The 15,485-nt window shown below is 38.6% G+C and carries 16 protein-coding genes and 1 pseudogene; all 17 read left to right on the top strand.

Annotated features, from left to right (window positions below):
- The first annotated feature begins 3 nt into the window (after positions 1–3).
- Positions 4–1,956, top strand: coding sequence for a DNA polymerase (locus JUJ52_RS03870; RefSeq protein ID WP_228088820.1), 1,953 nt, complete (start codon positions 4–6; stop codon positions 1,954–1,956).
- 140 nt (positions 1,957–2,096) lie between these two features.
- A complete protein-coding gene (locus JUJ52_RS03865; protein WP_228088819.1) occupies positions 2,097–2,447 on the top strand; it encodes a hypothetical protein in 351 nt (116 codons plus the stop codon).
- A gap of 5 nt (positions 2,448–2,452) precedes the next feature.
- Positions 2,453–3,964 carry a PcfJ domain-containing protein gene (locus tag JUJ52_RS03860; protein ID WP_228088818.1) on the top strand — a complete coding sequence of 504 codons (1,512 nt, stop codon included), beginning with the start codon at positions 2,453–2,455 and terminating at the stop codon, positions 3,962–3,964.
- 15 nt (positions 3,965–3,979) lie between these two features.
- Positions 3,980–6,334: a virulence-associated E family protein gene (locus tag JUJ52_RS03855; protein ID WP_228088817.1), complete on the top strand. Its 2,355-nt coding sequence runs from the start codon at positions 3,980–3,982 to the stop codon at positions 6,332–6,334.
- A 536-nt stretch (positions 6,335–6,870) separates the two neighbouring features.
- Complete coding sequence (locus JUJ52_RS03850; protein WP_228088816.1) at positions 6,871–7,155, top strand: VRR-NUC domain-containing protein; 285 nt, start codon at positions 6,871–6,873, stop codon at positions 7,153–7,155.
- Positions 7,155–8,521: pseudogene (locus JUJ52_RS03845) on the top strand (SNF2-related protein). The gene JUJ52_RS03850 and the pseudogene JUJ52_RS03845 overlap by 1 nt, the downstream one beginning before the upstream one ends.
- Before the next feature lie 2 nt (positions 8,522–8,523).
- On the top strand, positions 8,524–8,817 hold the full coding sequence (locus JUJ52_RS03840) for a hypothetical protein (protein WP_228088815.1): 294 nt from the start codon (positions 8,524–8,526) through the stop codon (positions 8,815–8,817).
- Positions 8,817–9,092, top strand: coding sequence for an IDEAL domain-containing protein (locus JUJ52_RS03835; RefSeq protein WP_228088814.1), 276 nt, complete (start codon positions 8,817–8,819; stop codon positions 9,090–9,092). Before JUJ52_RS03840 ends, JUJ52_RS03835 begins: the two co-directional genes overlap by 1 nt.
- On the top strand, positions 9,092–9,616 hold the full coding sequence (locus JUJ52_RS03830; protein WP_228088813.1) for a hypothetical protein: 525 nt from the start codon (positions 9,092–9,094) through the stop codon (positions 9,614–9,616). The genes JUJ52_RS03835 and JUJ52_RS03830 overlap by 1 nt, the downstream gene beginning before the upstream one ends.
- A 242-nt stretch (positions 9,617–9,858) precedes the next feature.
- Entirely contained in the window at positions 9,859–10,461 is a 603-nt protein-coding gene (locus JUJ52_RS03825) for a hypothetical protein (protein ID WP_228088812.1), read from the top strand.
- A 4-nt stretch (positions 10,462–10,465) separates the two neighbouring features.
- Positions 10,466–10,780, top strand: a complete 315-nt coding sequence (locus tag JUJ52_RS03820) for a hypothetical protein (protein WP_228088811.1) — start codon at positions 10,466–10,468, stop codon at positions 10,778–10,780.
- Between the two features lie 42 nt (positions 10,781–10,822).
- Complete coding sequence (locus JUJ52_RS03815; protein WP_228088810.1) at positions 10,823–11,212, top strand: hypothetical protein; 390 nt, start codon at positions 10,823–10,825, stop codon at positions 11,210–11,212.
- A gap of 5 nt (positions 11,213–11,217) precedes the next feature.
- On the top strand, positions 11,218–11,541 hold the full coding sequence (locus JUJ52_RS03810; protein WP_228088809.1) for an HNH endonuclease: 324 nt from the start codon (positions 11,218–11,220) through the stop codon (positions 11,539–11,541).
- 138 nt (positions 11,542–11,679) lie between these two features.
- Complete coding sequence (locus JUJ52_RS03805) at positions 11,680–12,132, top strand: phage terminase small subunit P27 family (RefSeq protein ID WP_228088808.1); 453 nt, start codon at positions 11,680–11,682, stop codon at positions 12,130–12,132.
- Positions 12,119–13,906 (top strand): terminase large subunit, encoded by a 1,788-nt coding sequence (locus tag JUJ52_RS03800; protein WP_255637454.1) that lies wholly within the window; start codon positions 12,119–12,121, stop codon positions 13,904–13,906. Before JUJ52_RS03805 ends, JUJ52_RS03800 begins: the two co-directional genes overlap by 14 nt.
- A gap of 19 nt (positions 13,907–13,925) precedes the next feature.
- Complete coding sequence (locus JUJ52_RS03795; RefSeq protein ID WP_228088806.1) at positions 13,926–15,137, top strand: phage portal protein; 1,212 nt, start codon at positions 13,926–13,928, stop codon at positions 15,135–15,137.
- Complete coding sequence (locus tag JUJ52_RS03790) at positions 15,130–15,483, top strand: hypothetical protein (protein WP_228088805.1); 354 nt, start codon at positions 15,130–15,132, stop codon at positions 15,481–15,483. The genes JUJ52_RS03795 and JUJ52_RS03790 overlap by 8 nt, the downstream gene beginning before the upstream one ends.
- The last annotated feature ends 2 nt before the right edge of the window (positions 15,484–15,485 follow it).

Raw genomic sequence — 15,485 nt, 5'->3', positions numbered from 1 at the left:
CGCATGAACGACATACTTTCTATTGATATTGAGACGTATTCAGGCACGGATTTAATCAAATCGGGTGTTTATCGATACGTAGAAGATCCAGACTTTGAAATTCTATTATTCGCTTACGCTTTTGAAGATGAACCGGTTACTGTCATCGACTTACTAGATTTTGAAGATGTTCCGGACAAGGTGATGGAAGCATTGGAAAATCCAAATGTCATAAAAACTGCATTCAACGCCAATTTTGAACGGACTTGTATTGCAAAGCACTTTGACCTTGAAATGGATCCTGCACAATGGCGCTGTAGCTCTGTTCATGCCCTAACTTTAGGTTTACCTAACCACCTCGGTGGCGTGGCCAAAGCGATGAATCTGGATGTAGAGAAAGATCAAAAGGGTAAGAATCTAATTAAATATTTTTCCGTACCCTGTAAACCAACAAAGGCAAATGGAAAGCGTACTAGGAACTATCCACATCATGATGAAGATAAATGGCAGCAATTCATTGAATACTGTCGTCAAGATGTGGTGGTAGAACGAGAGATTCGCAAAAAGCTAGAAAAGTTTCCGATACCTGAACAAGAGAATAGATTGTGGCAAGTTGATCAGCACATCAACGATCGTGGTGTTTATCTTGATCAAGATTTAGTTAAGCAAGCCATTGCTTGTGATAAGCAATATAAAGATCGCCTGCTGAATCGAGCTGCAGAGATAACGGGGTTGGATAATCCGAATAGCCTTCCCCAATTGAAAAAATGGATAAAGGAACAAACCGGTGAAGAGGTAAAAAGCTTAACCAAAGATACGGTACCAGGGCTAATCAAAAAGGCGAATAATCCAGCTGTACAAGAAGCTTTGGAGACTCGTCAAGAATTGGCCAGGACGTCTGTGACAAAGTACGCAACTATGAAACGTTCTGTATGTAGTGATAGCCGTATACGAGGTATCCTTCAGTTTTATGGTGCCAATCGGACAGGTCGGTGGGCAGGACGTTTGGTACAAATTCATAATCTTCGTAAAAATGAATTGAAAGATTTAAGTCTAGCGAGGGAGATATTAAAGCAAGGGGATTTTGAACTATTGGAAATCCTCTACGGTGATGTACCAGATACGTTGTCTCAGCTGTTACGCCCAGCTTTCACACCGACACCCGGAGGACGCTTTATTGTATCTGACTTTTCCGCTATCGAAGCACGAGTCATTGCATGGTTGGCAGGGGAGCAGTGGCGTTTAGATGTATTTAACAGTCACGGTAAAATCTATGAGGCTTCTGCATCTACCATGTTTAACGTACCGATTGATGAAATCGATAAAGGCAGCCCTTTACGTCAAAAAGGAAAAGTTTCGGAATTGGCTCTTGGCTATCAAGGTGGACCTGGGGCACTGATTCAAATGGGTGCGTTGGATATGGGGATTGATGAAGAGGAACTACCTGAACTGGTGAGAACCTGGCGTGATGCTAACCCGAAAATTAAACAGCTATGGTACGACACAGAAGCGAATGCATTGCAGGCGGTTAGAGGTAAGACGACAGTGAAAGGTCCGAAAGGTGTCAACTTCATCTATGAATCTGGGACGCTTTTCATTCAGTTGCCATCTGGAAGAAAACTAGCTTATGTAAGACCGAAAATCGAGCCACACCAGAAATTTGAGGGGAAAGATGAGCTCACATATGAAGGACCAGGTGGGAGAGGAATGGAACGTATAGGCACATACGGTGGCAAACTGGTGGAGAACATCATTCAGGCTATTGCAAGAGACTGTCTGGGCATTTCCATTATCAACTTAGAAGAAGCCGGATATAAAACTGTCATGCACGTTCATGATGAAGTTGTACTGGATGTACCGAATGACGAAGGTAGTCTGGATGAAGTAACGGAAATTATGGGTCAACCAATTAAATGGGCGAAAGGGTTACCGTTAACAGCTGACGCCTTTGAAACCGACTACTATATAAAGGATTAATGCCTATGAAAATATACGTATTAGTGGTGCATGAACAAAATGAAGACGGGGATCTTATTCAAACAGTTTTCACGTATTTTAGTAGACCAGAAACATTCACCTACGTTGATTGGGTGTGACTAAACATAGGAGATGATCTCATGTTAAAGAAAGCACAGACAAAGATAAAGGATGAAATGAAGAAAGATAACAACCCATATGTAAAATTAATTGGCCAATTTTTATTGGACCATCTTACTCATAATCCGGAAGACGCAGAAAAAATATTAGTCAAAAGTAAAACGATTAAGGGCAGTCTAGCCAGTATGCGCAAAGAAGCAGAAAAGAAAAAAGTCGGAAACATGGCCGTGTTAACAGATGAAGAAGGATTTGCAGTTGTTTTCGATTACTTTGAAATTGCTGGGAATCCTAAGGCAGTCACGCCAACTGTGCCAGCTAAACAAGAGACGACAGAAACTGATCTTGTATTTAATGTGACGTTGGGAGGTTGAAAAAGATGTCACTAGATCCTGAATTTCTTGCACATTTCCCAAAAGAAGTTAGTCAAGAGTTGGTTGACTATGTAAGGGACATTGTTTTTTACGAAAGTAGATATGTCTTCGTTAAAACCGTGAAAGGCATTCAGCATGGATACTGCTCCCACTGTGAGAAAGATTATATGATTGACCAACTTCAACCATTGAAACATAACGAAACTTGGACCTGTCAACATTGTGCTTCCCCAATTGTGGTTAAGAGTGCTGGCCGGGGTCGTAAGAATTTGTTTACGGAAGCCTACGTTGTTTGGTATGAAAAATCACAAGTGGATCCAGAAACCATTGTCGCTATGGGACTGCATGTTACAAGAGACTATGGAGATTATAGGAACGTAAAAACCATGTTTAGGGAGGTTTCCATGTATCTTTTTGAACCTGGATACAGCGAACAGAGGGTGTATAACGGCTGGAGAGATGAATGGTCTAAGTTAAAGAAGATTCGTTCTGAGTCAACAGGATTAATGCAATATAAAGGCACATTCATCTCTCATGAGAATGTGGCAACTACAGTTCAAAATACGCCTTTTCAATATAGTACGTGGGAGAGTTATAAAAATCTATATGGCAGAGAAGATCTTGTTCATTTCTTTGCTTTAGCTGCAAGGTATTCTTGCATTGAGTATTTAACGAAGATCGGTTTCCGGAAATTCATTGAGGCGAAGTTAACAGGGCTTAGAACTTACGGGACGATTAACTGGAATGGGAAGACGCTTGAAAAAGTAATTCGGCTATCCAAATCGGAGCTAAAACAGCTTAAACGTGAACGAGTTATTCCTCGTCCTGAATTACTCTATGTGTACCAAACTCTAAAAAAGCATGGTTTATCCGTATCATTTGAAACAGCAGATTTACTAGATGATCTGTTTATAGAGGAAGCTATAAAGCTACATGAGCCACTAGATTTTGTAACGAAATATGCGTTAAAGCAGCGTTCAAAATCTCTACTAGCATATCATTCAACTTCTTCTATAATCAGAGATTTACGTGATTATTGGCAAGAAGCAGAAGAACTTGGTCTTGATGTAACGAAGGATCATATAAAATATCCGAACAATTTGCAGAAAGCTCACGAGGATACCTCTCGGCGGATAAAAATTAAAGTGGATGAAAAGGTAAACGAACAGATTAAGAAGCGCCTTCCATCTTTAGAAAAGTACTCGTTTACGCAAGGCAGATTGCATATAAGACCTGCAGCATCCAGCATAGAACTATTTGACGAGGGTAAGGCACTTAAGCATTGTGTTGGCCAGTATGCGAAACGCTATGCAGAAGGTGATACAGACATTTATGTTATTCGAAAGAATGATGCGCCTCATAAATCCTATTTTACTGTAGAAATTCAACGGAATAGGGTGATTCAATGCCGTGGCTTTAGAAATTGTAACATGACCAAAGAAGTTGCTGCTTTCATAGAAGCATTCGAACTTGAAAAGTTAAAACGTCGTAAGAGGAATAGGAATCTATCAGCATAGAAAGGAGGGTGGCCTGTGTTAGAAATATCCTTTGGCCGTAATCGATCAGATAAAAACTGGACAGTGGATTATCTAGAATGGCCAGAATTTATCGATACGTTAAAGCTACGTCGAACAAATGAGACGATGGCCGAATACGACAAACTCTCCAAATTAAAGCAAGGAGCCATTAAGGATGGACCTGCCTTTGTAGGCGGGCTCATCCGAAGTGGTAGACGGAAAAAAGTCAATATTGAGAGCCGATGGTTAATTACATTAGATGCTGACTATGCCACTGATGATTTCATGATAGACGTTGACCTTGTTCTTGGTGGTACTAGCTATCTGATTTATAGCACACATAGTCATCGACCGAACAGGCAGAAGTTTCGTTTAGTAATTCCAGCTAATCGTGAAATGACTCCTGATGAGTATGCAGCAGTAAGCCGTAAATTGGCAGAAAACATAGGCATGACTTATTTCGATCACACTACGTTTCAGTTGCATAGACTCATGTATTTCCCTAGTTGTTCTAAGGATGCAGATCCAGTCTTTGAAGTAGCTGAAGGAGAGCCCCTAGATGTTAATGGCATACTTGACGAGTATATCGATTGGACAGATATAGCTGAGTGGCCAAGACATGAATCAGAAAGTAAGGCGCCGCTGGAAAACGGAAAGAAACAGCAAGACCCAACGCAAAAGCATGGCGTAGTAGGTTTATTCTGTCAGACTTATAGCATTGAGGAAGGCATCGAAGAATTTCTATCTGATCAGTATGAACAGGGTTCTATGGAAAATCGGTATACGTATTTACACGGTTCTTCTGCAAATGGTCTCGAGGTATTTCCGGATCAGGCTTTAGCATATAGCCACCAGGATAGTGACCCAGCTGCAGACGGCCACAGTAAAAATCTATTTGACCTGGTCCGCCTTCATAAATTCGGGGATATGGATGACAACGTGAAGAAAAATACGCCAAGCATTAAGTATCCGTCTTACACAGCCATGCAAGAATTTATCTATGAGTTACCTGAGATTAAACGGGCGTTGATCGATAAGAAAATTGCTAGCGTAGAAGAAGATTTCCAAGATGATATAGAGACGGAAGATCAGGATCCGGATGCTTGGAAAGATGAGTTGTCATATACAAAACAGGGGGTTTTGATAAGTAACGCTAAAAACGCAGAATTACTGTTAACTAATGGCAAGCTTAAAGGAATCCTTGCTTACGATGATTTTAAAAATAGAGAAGTTATTTCCGGAAACCTTCCTTGGCGCAAGAAAAATCCTATCCAATCCCATGAGCCTTGGTTGGGTGCCGATGATGCCCAGCTAAGGCACTGGTTAGGGAAACATTACGGTTTAAAAGGTCAGGGCGTCATTACAGATGCATTAACTTACGTATCAAGAAAAAACAGTTTTCATCCGATTAAAGACTATCTTGAATCCCTGACTTGGGATGGGGTGGCGCGGTTGGACAGGCTACTGATTGACTACGTTGGAGCAAATGATACGGAGTATACGAAAATCGTTACACGCAAAATGCTAATCGCTGCAGTAAAGCGTATCTATGCACCAGGTACGAAATTTGACAATGTTCTGGTGTTATCCGGAGGTCAGGGTTCGGGAAAGAGCGCCATTATTTCTAAGATAGGTGGACCATGGTTTTCAGATGCTTTAAAAAAATTCGATTCTAAAGAAGCTGGAGAATACCTGCAGAACTCCTGGATATTTGAACTAGCAGAGTTATCAGCCATGAACAAGTCTGATGTGGAAGAAGTGAAAGCTTTTATCACTAAAACTACAGATATGTATAGAGTGGCTTATGATCGGGTTATTTCTGAGTTTCCACGAAAATGCGTATTTTTTGGGACAACTAACAACTTTAATTTTCTTAAAGACCAGACGGGTAACAGGCGGTTTTGGCCTGTGCCAGTTGATAAGAATAAGGCTGTCAAGCGAGTGTTACGGGATGAAGAGGACCCGGATATACCATACTTAACAGATGAGCTTGTCGGTCAAATCTGGGCAGAAGCAAAACATTATTGTGATCAGGGGGAGGGTTTGCGGTTGCCAAAGCGCCTGGAAGAAGAAGCGAAACGCATTCAAGATGCCCATATGGAAGAAAATCCAAGAACTGGTCTTATACAGGAATTCTTAGACACCCCAGTCCAAGAGGAATTCATGGACGAACCAGAATACAGGCAGCGCGTATGTGCTGTGCAAATTTGGGTAGAGGCCCTTGGAGGGCGAAAAAATGACCTTGAAAACTGGAAAGCCAAGGACATTGTACAGATCATGCGAAACATGCCTGGGTGGAAAGAATTAGAAAAGAGGAAGAAATTCAAAGATTACGGTTTGCAAACTGCATTTGAAAGAGAGAAACAATAGGGCATCACCCCACTGTTACCTTGGTGTTACCTGCTGATACTTAGTAGGTAACAGGAGTAACAGCGGAATTAAGTTGATGTTACCTTCGCTGTTATCTCTCAAAATCAATAGGGGCAAGGTGTCAGCCGAAAAGTAACAGGAGTAACAGCAAAATTAGATATAAGACTTTAAACTAAACTAAGAGCCCATAGACATAAAAAATAGGGGTTAAATAGACTTCAGCAGAATACGCGCATAATGCTGATTTGCTGATACCCTTAATTCAGAGGAGGCATTCACGTGAATTTTAGTTTGGATTTACCTTATGGAATGAGAGTGTTTGAGAACGGGCGCTTGGAACTATTTAACCGTAAGTACGAGGTTATCAGAGTATCAAACCCTTTCTTAAAAGTAAGAGAAGAAGTCCAGTTTTATGAAGTTTGGTTTTATGATGATTCAATGGATCCCAAAAAGAGTCAGAGTACAGAAGTTTTCATTAAGGAGCTTTTGACCCGATGGGATTTCTGTACTAAGTCAAATGTGAAAAGGTGGGCCCCGTGAAAGAAAGTCAATTAGAAAAAAGACTAAAAGATAAAATTGAACAGCTTGGAGGTCTGTGCTTCAAATGGGTGTCTCCTGGTAGAAGAGGTGTGCCAGATCGCATTTGCATTTTACCTCGAGGACGTACCCTTTTTGTAGAAATGAAGGCGCCTGATGGAAAGCTAAGTCCGCTACAGGAGAAACGGATTCAGGAGCTTGAGAAACGTAAACATGAGGTCTATGTACTAGAATCTAAGCAGCAAGTGGACAATTTTATAAAAGAGATTGGAGGTGGTGCCTGATGAAGTTCATACCCCATCAATATCAAGAATTTGCTATACAGAAGATTATTGACACGCCAGCAGCTGGTCTATTTTTGGATATGGGCTTGGGTTAGGAAAAACCGTTATCACCTTAACTGCCCTAGAAGAGTTGAAAAATACGTATTTTGACGCAGGGAAAATTTTAGTCATAGCTCCTTTACGAGTGGCGCAGGATACGTGGAGTAGGGAAACAGCTAAATGGGATCATCTGCAGCATATTACGATATCTAAAATTCTTGGATCCAGAACCCAACGAGAAAAAGCACTAAAGGCAGAAGCTGATGTGTATGTAATCAATCGAGAAAATGTACCTTGGCTGGTGAGTATGACAGGTAGTAAATGGCCATTTGATACGGTAGTGATTGACGAGTTATCTAGTTTTAAATCCAGTAAATCCAAACGTTTCCGTGCTTTGCGTCGAGTCAGGCCTCTAATGCAGCGTATCATCGGTTTAACTGGTACACCAACACCAAACGGTCTTCATGATTTATGGGCACAATTGTATTTATTAGACCAAGGAGAGCGTTTAGGAAGAACGATAACCGGATACCGAGATCGATACTTCACGCCAGGAAGACGTGACGGTCATATTGTCTACGAATGGAAACAAAAAGATGAAGCTGAGAATCGAGTGTATGAGAAGATATCAGATATTTGTGTCAGTATGAGTGCCAAAGACTGGCTAGACTTACCGGAGAGAATAGAACGGATGGTGCCAGTCACTTTAACAGCTAATACTAGGAAAAAATACGAGAAGCTAGAGAAAGATCTCCTATTGCCATTTGACGACAGTGACGTAACAGCTGATACAGCAGCAGTTTTGTCTAATAAGTTACTACAGATAGCCAATGGGGCTGTGTATGACGAAAATAAAGATGTGCAGGAAGTCCACCATGCAAAACTTGATGCTTTAGAAGATCTTATCGAAGCCGCAAACGGGAAAACAATCCTTTGCTTTTATACGTATAAGCACGATCTGTCTAGAATCATGAAAAGATTCCCGGAAGCAAAAAAGTTAGAAGGTCCGGAGGATATCGAAGCGTGGAATAAAGGAGAAATACCTTTACTTTTAACACATCCAGCTTCAGCTGGTCACGGATTAAACTTACAGGATGGCGGACATAACATTGTTTGGTTTGGATTAACTTGGTCTTTAGAATTATATCAACAGGCAAATGCTAGGCTAGATCGACAAGGACAAAAAGAACGAGTTATCATTCACCATTTAGTAGCTGAAAATACATTAGACGAGACTGTTGCATCGAGACTGGCTGATAAAACAGCAGGACAAGACGCCCTACTGGAAGCTGTAAAAGCACGAATTGAGAAAGTAAAGGAGGGGTAGAGATGGACTACTATACAGGAAGAATTATTATTCAAGAGTCTGAGTATGATGTTCTTTTAGATGAAAAGCAAAACCTTAAAGAACGTGTGCAGGAATTAGAGGAAAAACTAGACACAGCTAAATTCATGGCAAGACAAAATAATTCATACGGAATTAACCAGATGAAAAGAGCCGAACGCTACAAACAGGCTATTGAAGAAGCAACAGATATTTTAGATGATGTTGAGCGGTACGGAAATAAGTGTGCGACAAATGCGTATATAAAGCTTTGTGAAGCACTGAAAGGAGAATCGTAATGTACTACTTCGAAAATGATGATTACATGAAAAGAATACTAAATAAAATTTATGAAGTTGAAATGGCTAAATATCTTTCAAGTGTGTCATATAGCTCAAAGCCTGCATACGAAAAGATGGAATATGATTGCAAAACATCCGTTACCGATGAAGATATTCTTAACATTTTAATAGATTATGCTTTGGATACTGGAAATAGAGAGCTATTTTTTGAATTAACGAAGCAGTTAAATAATCAACCTTCCCTTTATGGAGGAGTAAAGGAGGAATCCTAATGCATATAACCGAAAAGCAGTTGAAACTAATTACACAGACTGCCTCACAGGAGGCAATCAAAGCATATAAAGAAGAGATAAGGCAGCAGGAACGGGAAAAACAAAATAGAAGGTTGCACAATATTAAGCTGCTTTTACGAAATTACAGATCATTGGTTATGCATTGTGAGAAACTAGAAACAGATTTAGAAAAACTTCAGGACACTTCAATCCAAGACTTAGACATTGAAACAATTAGTCTTGAATCTATCGAATCAATTAAACAAAGCAAAACCAAAACGATAGCAATGGTCTACTTTATCAGAGGGAAGATGGAAGCATACAAACAATCTTGCAGTAAAGAGGAATTAAAATACTACAGGGTTCTCGAAAAGAAATATACATCCAAAAGGAAATACACTACAAGAGAGATTGCAGAGATCGAACATATTGAGGAAAGAACGGTGAGAAGATATATAGAAAAAGCAATATCCGATTTACCTGTCATCTTTTTTGGGGTAGATGCTATTAAGTTTAGCAATTGAATCTGTCCGAAAACTGTCCACAAAGTGTCCGTATTAATGTGTTATTATGATACTGTAAACAAAATATAGGTACCTGTATTACGGTTACGTTGTTTACGATATATTGTAATGTTGTAGATATGTAAATGGTGCATCCAAGTTTTGCAAGGGCTTGGATGCTATTTTTTTTAGGTGAATAAGTATTGCATATAATTTCCAACTCCATCATAATTAAGTCATAAGAACTATGTGGGGGAGATTGGATGAAGAAGGTATTAGCTGTTTTGTTTTTATGTTCATTGATATTTTTGATGATTGGTTGTTCACAAAATAATGCAAAAGAAAATGATAATTCAAAGATAGTAGATAGTGAGAATGGATTAGATAACAAGGCTTCCGATGACCAATTAAATGACTTTGTTAAAAAATACAATGAAGGAATCGAAACAATAAACCTCAGTGATGAAGACTATGAATTGGAAATGTTGAATCCGCATGATTTTGGTAAATTAATAAAAGAAAAGAACTGGTATTCTAAAAAACTGTATGAGTCAGATTTTTATGATGAAGATGGTTCATCTTATTCTATATTAGCAAAATATAATGAAAACAAAACTTTGAATGGTTATCAATTAGCAATTACAGGAACTAAAGAAAATGATCAATATTTAAGTAGAGGAATTGCCTCGGCAGTTATTATTATCAACACTCTTCAATTGGAAGGCGAAAAGTACAACAATAAATTTAATGAGTTTTTAGATTCAGGTGATAGTGAGTTAACCTATCAAGATAATGATTATGAAATTAGTTTTTTTGATACGCAAGAATTAGGTTCTCTTTTTATAAATTTTGATGCAAGTAGGTGATCAAATGAATGAACCAATAATGTGCGAAAGGTGTTGCAATACATTTGTTATTCGATTACAGGAAAAGAAACATGGTAAAGGGATAACAGAGACATATTTCACCTGTCCACATTGTAATGAGCATTATATCTCTTACGTAACTAATGCAGATATTAGACGAAAACAAAGAGAAATTAGAAAGCTATATGAAACATTGCCAACTATTACGGATCAAGCGAAGTATAAGAAAACACTGAATAAGATTCGTGATAAGAAAGCTATATTGGATCCGCAAATGGTTGATTTAAAAAATAAAATACAAGCAAAGACACTCAGTTAATTGGGTGTCTTTTTATTATGTATAAAAGGAGGAGTGAGATCAATGGAAAACAAGGAAGGTACAAGAAGACCAGTAGAAGGGAATGGTCCGAGGATAGGAGATACACCATCAACTTTGAATGAAGAAAAAATACAGTTTGTAACCAAAGAAGAACATCAATCTATACATGCAGGTGTAGATTGGGCTACAGGTAAAGATAAGACTAGTTTATTAGTTATCGAACTAGAAAATGAAACTGCTGTTCCAAAAGTAGTCTATAAAGGTGAAGAGATAAATGGAAAAGAGAATGTCCATTTAAATTGGGAAACTAAAACACAGGAAGGTTTAAGTGGTGGAATGGAGTTAAAGTTAGACCATTATATCTCAGGCAAGTCTGCACCAGCCAAAGAAACTATACATTTACAAACAGGTAAATATGTTTTGGATGATTAAATAAAATGGCAACTAAGAAAGAACAAGAATCTAAGAAGTTTCTCAATAGTGCTGCTTGGCTAAAGTGTAGAACACTTGCATTGAAACGTGACCATTATCTTTGTCAGCGCTGTTTTAAAAGAAAGAAGATAACACCAGCTGATATGGTTCACCATATTAAACCGCGTGATGAATATCCGGAGCTTTCGTTAACATTAGATAATCTCATTAGCTTATGTAATGCATGCCACAACAAAGAACACCCTGAAAAGGGTGGTGGACAGCGTAAGAGTGCTAAAAAAAGAAAGATAAATGTTGTTGAGTTTGGGGCAAATGAAGAAATAAGGTAGCCCCCCTTAAAAGAAAAAAAGAAAAATAAATTTTTCCAGACCGGATGACTTCTTTCTTCACAATAAAACCGCCCATCAATATTTTTAGGTAGGTGAAAAATGTAAGAAAAATACCATTTAAAAGGAGGTGGTGATATTATGCCGACCCCAGCAAAACCAGCGAGGTTACAACTATTACAAGGAAACCCAGCTAAGAAGAATGTCGACAAATTAAAGCGCCGAGCTGAACAAGAAGAAAAGATGAAAATGAGTGCGGATCATGTTATCCCACCTTCTTGGCTTAATGATACAGCTAAAAAGGAATTTAAACGATTAGCTGACTTACTTTTAAGTGTTGAATTAATTAACGATGCCGATGTTGGTCACTTAGCTTTATATTGTGATGCATACTCTCAGTACCTTTCATTTAAAAGGCAGGTAAAAGTAAAGGGAATGTGGGTTGATGGAAAACCTAACCCATTTATTTTACGCATGAAGGATGCGGCTGCTCAAATGCGATCATTTGCTTCTGATTTAGGTCTTTCTCCGTCTGCAAGAGCGAGATTAGCGATAAATTTAGAAGGCGATAACGACGATGATGAAGACTTCTAAACCACTTTTGGAGATGAGCTACACCGAGCTTGAAAGATGGTGGGAGACTTATCAAAAAGAGCAGAAAAGTTGGGGTGGAATACTCGAACAACCCTATCCTGAACTTTTAACAACTTGGTATGCTGAAAGATTGATCGATGGGTCTATTCCAGCAAGTAAAGAAAACATTTTAGCAGCAAAACGGCACATAAGAGACTTGGAAAGACAAGGAACAGATGACTTTCCTTGGATATTTGATGAGGAAAAAGGTCATCGCCCAATTCGATTCATTGAGAAGAAATGTAAACCGTCTAAAGGAGACTTTGGTCAATTAGTGTTGCAACCATGGCAGCATTTTGTGATCGGGTCTCTTTTTGGTTGGGTACACCGAGACACTGGCATACGCCGTTTTCGTGAAGCGTTAGATATGGTGGGTCGTAAGAATGGAAAAACTACGCTTATTAGTGGTCTTTCCAACTATATGTTAGGTTTTGATGGTGAAAATGGAGCCAGAATCTATGTTTTAGCCAATGCGGAACAGCAAGCGCACGAACTGTTCGATGAGGCGAAGGCGATGGTTGAGAAGTCACCGTACTTACTAAAACGATATAAGGCACAAAGAAATAAAATCAAGTATAAAAAGATGTATGGAGAAATTCAACCTAGAGCATCCGACAGTAAACGGTTAGACGGTTTGAACACACACCTTGGGATTTTTGATGAGATACACGAATTCAAAGATTTCAAACTCATTAATGTTATTAAGAAATCACGCCAGGCTCGTAAACAGCCCTTAATCATTTACATTACAACGGCTGGATATGTTCTGGATGGTCCACTGGTTCAGTATTACGAAAACGCTACTGACTGTCTTGAGAATCTGGATGACAATCTGGACGAGCGAACATTTTACTACATTGCAAAGTTGGACAAACCAGAAGAGGCTGACAAACCAGAGCTTTGGATAAAGGCCAATCCTAATATCGGTTTGATGGACTTCGTAAACCTTGTTACAGACTGGAAAAAGGAAAAGAAAAATCCGCAAGAACGCGCGGATTGGATGACGAAACAGTTCAATCTGTTCAGTAACGTAGATCAATTATCGTTTGTTGATTTACCTACTATTAAGAAAAACAAACGAATTATTGATATCAAGGAACTAGAAGGAAAAGAGTGTGTTGGCGGTTATGATTTGTCTGAAACAGAAGATTTTACAGCTGCAGCACTTGAATTTCCTTTAGATGATGGTTCGATATTTGTTCTCTCTCATTCGTGGATACCACAGGCTCGTTATGACAGAGATAGCAACCAACGTAGATTAGATGAGTGGAAAGCAGATGGAGAGTTAACGGTTATTCCAGGTGACTATGTAAAGTTTGAATACGTTTATGAATGGTTCATTGAGCAATCTGAAAAATACATGATCAAATTGATAACTTATGACAAAGCTAAAGCATTGTATCTAAATAAATCATTGGAAAACTATGGATTTAACACAGAGAAGGTTAGGCAGGGACATCTTACTTTAGGAGGTCCGATGCAGAACTTTAAAGAAATGATGCTCGATGGAAAAGTTATATTTAACAATAGTAAAATTTTCCGTTGGTATCTTAACAATGTGAAGCTGGTTAAGGATCGTAATAGTAACTGGATGCCATCCAAGCAGAGTTCCAGCAGAAAGATAGATGGTTTTGCAGCTGCTTTGAATGCACATACACATGTCATTGATATGCTAATAGAGCCTAAAGGAGAAGGGAATGTAGAGTTTGTTTCTGTAAATGATCTATTAAGTTAATTTGAAAGGTGGTGAGAGTTTGAAATGGGTAGGTAAATTTAAAGGAGCGGTAAAAGGAGCAGCAGCAGGTTGGAAAGGGGCAATTTATGACTTTTCTTCCTGGGTTGGGCGTAAGTTTTGGGGGATAGACAATAGTAAATTAGTTACTAATGAGACGATATTCAGTGTGATAACAAGGTTGTCTAATACATTATCATCTCTACCATTAAAAATGTACCAAAACTATGACGTAGTACACAATCAAGCATCCGATGTTCTTACAAATGCTCCTAATGATAATATGCACAGTTTTGATTTTATCAACAAAATGGAAGTGTCCAGAAACGAATATGGTAATGCATATGCAGTCATTATTCGTGATATAAGAATGCAACCAGAAGCATTAATTCCGATTGATCCATCCTATGTTACTCCATTTATTAATACGGATGATGAAGCGTTGTGGTATGAAGTAATAGGAGTAGGAGGAACGTATTATTTTCATAATATGAATATGTTACATGTTAAGCATATTACTGGTTCCTCAAGATGGAAAGGTGTCAGTCCTATAGATGTATTAAAGAATACGTTACTATATGACAAAGCTGTCCAAGAATTTAGCTTGTCAGAGATGCAGAAAAATGAAAGTTTTGTTCTGAAATATGATGCGAATGTTGATAAAGATAAAAGAAAACAAGTTACTGAAAACTTTAGAAACTTTTATCGCGAAAATGGAGGTGTGCTCTTTCAAGAGCCAGGTGTAGAAATTGATCCGATTGAAAAGAAATATTTTGCTTCTGATACTTTAAAATCAGAGCGTATTACCAGGTCGAGGGTGGCAAACGTATTTAACGTGCCAGTCTCTTTTTTAAATGACTCTGAAGGGCAGAGTTACTCATCTAACGAACAAATGATGATTCAATATGTTCAGATGGCCCTAACACCTATCGTGAGACAATACGAACATGAGTTTAATTTGAAACTACTTACAAAAGAAGATAGAAAGAAAGGTTACTATTTTAAATTCAATCTTGGTGGGTTACTTAGAGGTGACACAGCTGCAAGGACGCAATTCTATCAAGCTGGTATCCGTGGTGGTTGGTTTAAACAAGATGAGGTTAGAAGATTTGAAGATCTTCCTCCTGAAGGAGGCAATGCTTCAAAACTGTGGGTGTCTGGTGACCTTTATCCGATTGATATGGATCCTACACAAAGGAAATCAACTTCGAAAAGTGGTGATAGTAATGAATGAAACAGCGTATTTTGACTTGAATAGAGTTAAAAGGGTTATAGAAGATTACCCTAAATCAAACATATTCATCATTGCAGGAAATTTAAAAGCAGCAAAATTTTACGAGGAAAGAATACGAGAGCATGCGGAAGTATCGAAAGATAGAAGTATTAAGTCTATATCTAATAATATGTACTCCATGGATGGTCTGAATTTTATCGATTCAATTATTTTCTTGTGTGGTTACTGGTGGCAAAACAAAAACGCTATAACATTTATACAGCATTTTAGCGGATTGCCAAAATTTGAATTTCCCATAACGCATATACCACCTTTAGCTTTTTTGAAAGGTGGTGATAAAGAGTGAAC

Source organism: Virgibacillus sp. AGTR, assembly GCF_016919725.2.
GTDB lineage: Bacteria > Bacillota > Bacilli > Bacillales > Amphibacillaceae > Virgibacillus > Virgibacillus salarius.
The sequence above is the reverse complement of the archived record's forward strand: the minus strand, read 5'-3'. Positions and strand labels throughout refer to the sequence as shown.

Bases quoted from the DNA above. Each gene is read 5' to 3' on its own strand.
- JUJ52_RS03870 (WP_228088820.1), top strand. From the start codon at position 4: ATGAACGACATACTTTCTATTGATATTGAGACGTATTCAGGCACGGAT.
- JUJ52_RS03865 (WP_228088819.1), top strand. From the start codon at position 2,097: ATGTTAAAGAAAGCACAGACAAAGATAAAGGATGAAATGAAGAAAGAT.
- JUJ52_RS03860 (WP_228088818.1), top strand. From the start codon at position 2,453: ATGTCACTAGATCCTGAATTTCTTGCACATTTCCCAAAAGAAGTTAGT.
- JUJ52_RS03840 (WP_228088815.1), top strand. From the start codon at position 8,524: ATGGACTACTATACAGGAAGAATTATTATTCAAGAGTCTGAGTATGAT.
- JUJ52_RS03835 (WP_228088814.1), top strand. From the start codon at position 8,817: ATGTACTACTTCGAAAATGATGATTACATGAAAAGAATACTAAATAAA.
- JUJ52_RS03830 (WP_228088813.1), top strand. From the start codon at position 9,092: ATGCATATAACCGAAAAGCAGTTGAAACTAATTACACAGACTGCCTCA.
- JUJ52_RS03825 (WP_228088812.1), top strand. From the start codon at position 9,859: ATGAAGAAGGTATTAGCTGTTTTGTTTTTATGTTCATTGATATTTTTG.
- JUJ52_RS03820 (WP_228088811.1), top strand. From the start codon at position 10,466: ATGAATGAACCAATAATGTGCGAAAGGTGTTGCAATACATTTGTTATT.
- JUJ52_RS03815 (WP_228088810.1), top strand. From the start codon at position 10,823: ATGGAAAACAAGGAAGGTACAAGAAGACCAGTAGAAGGGAATGGTCCG.
- JUJ52_RS03810 (WP_228088809.1), top strand. From the start codon at position 11,218: ATGGCAACTAAGAAAGAACAAGAATCTAAGAAGTTTCTCAATAGTGCT.
- JUJ52_RS03805 (WP_228088808.1), top strand. From the start codon at position 11,680: ATGCCGACCCCAGCAAAACCAGCGAGGTTACAACTATTACAAGGAAAC.
- JUJ52_RS03800 (WP_255637454.1), top strand. From the start codon at position 12,119: ATGAAGACTTCTAAACCACTTTTGGAGATGAGCTACACCGAGCTTGAA.
- JUJ52_RS03790 (WP_228088805.1), top strand. From the start codon at position 15,130: ATGAATGAAACAGCGTATTTTGACTTGAATAGAGTTAAAAGGGTTATA.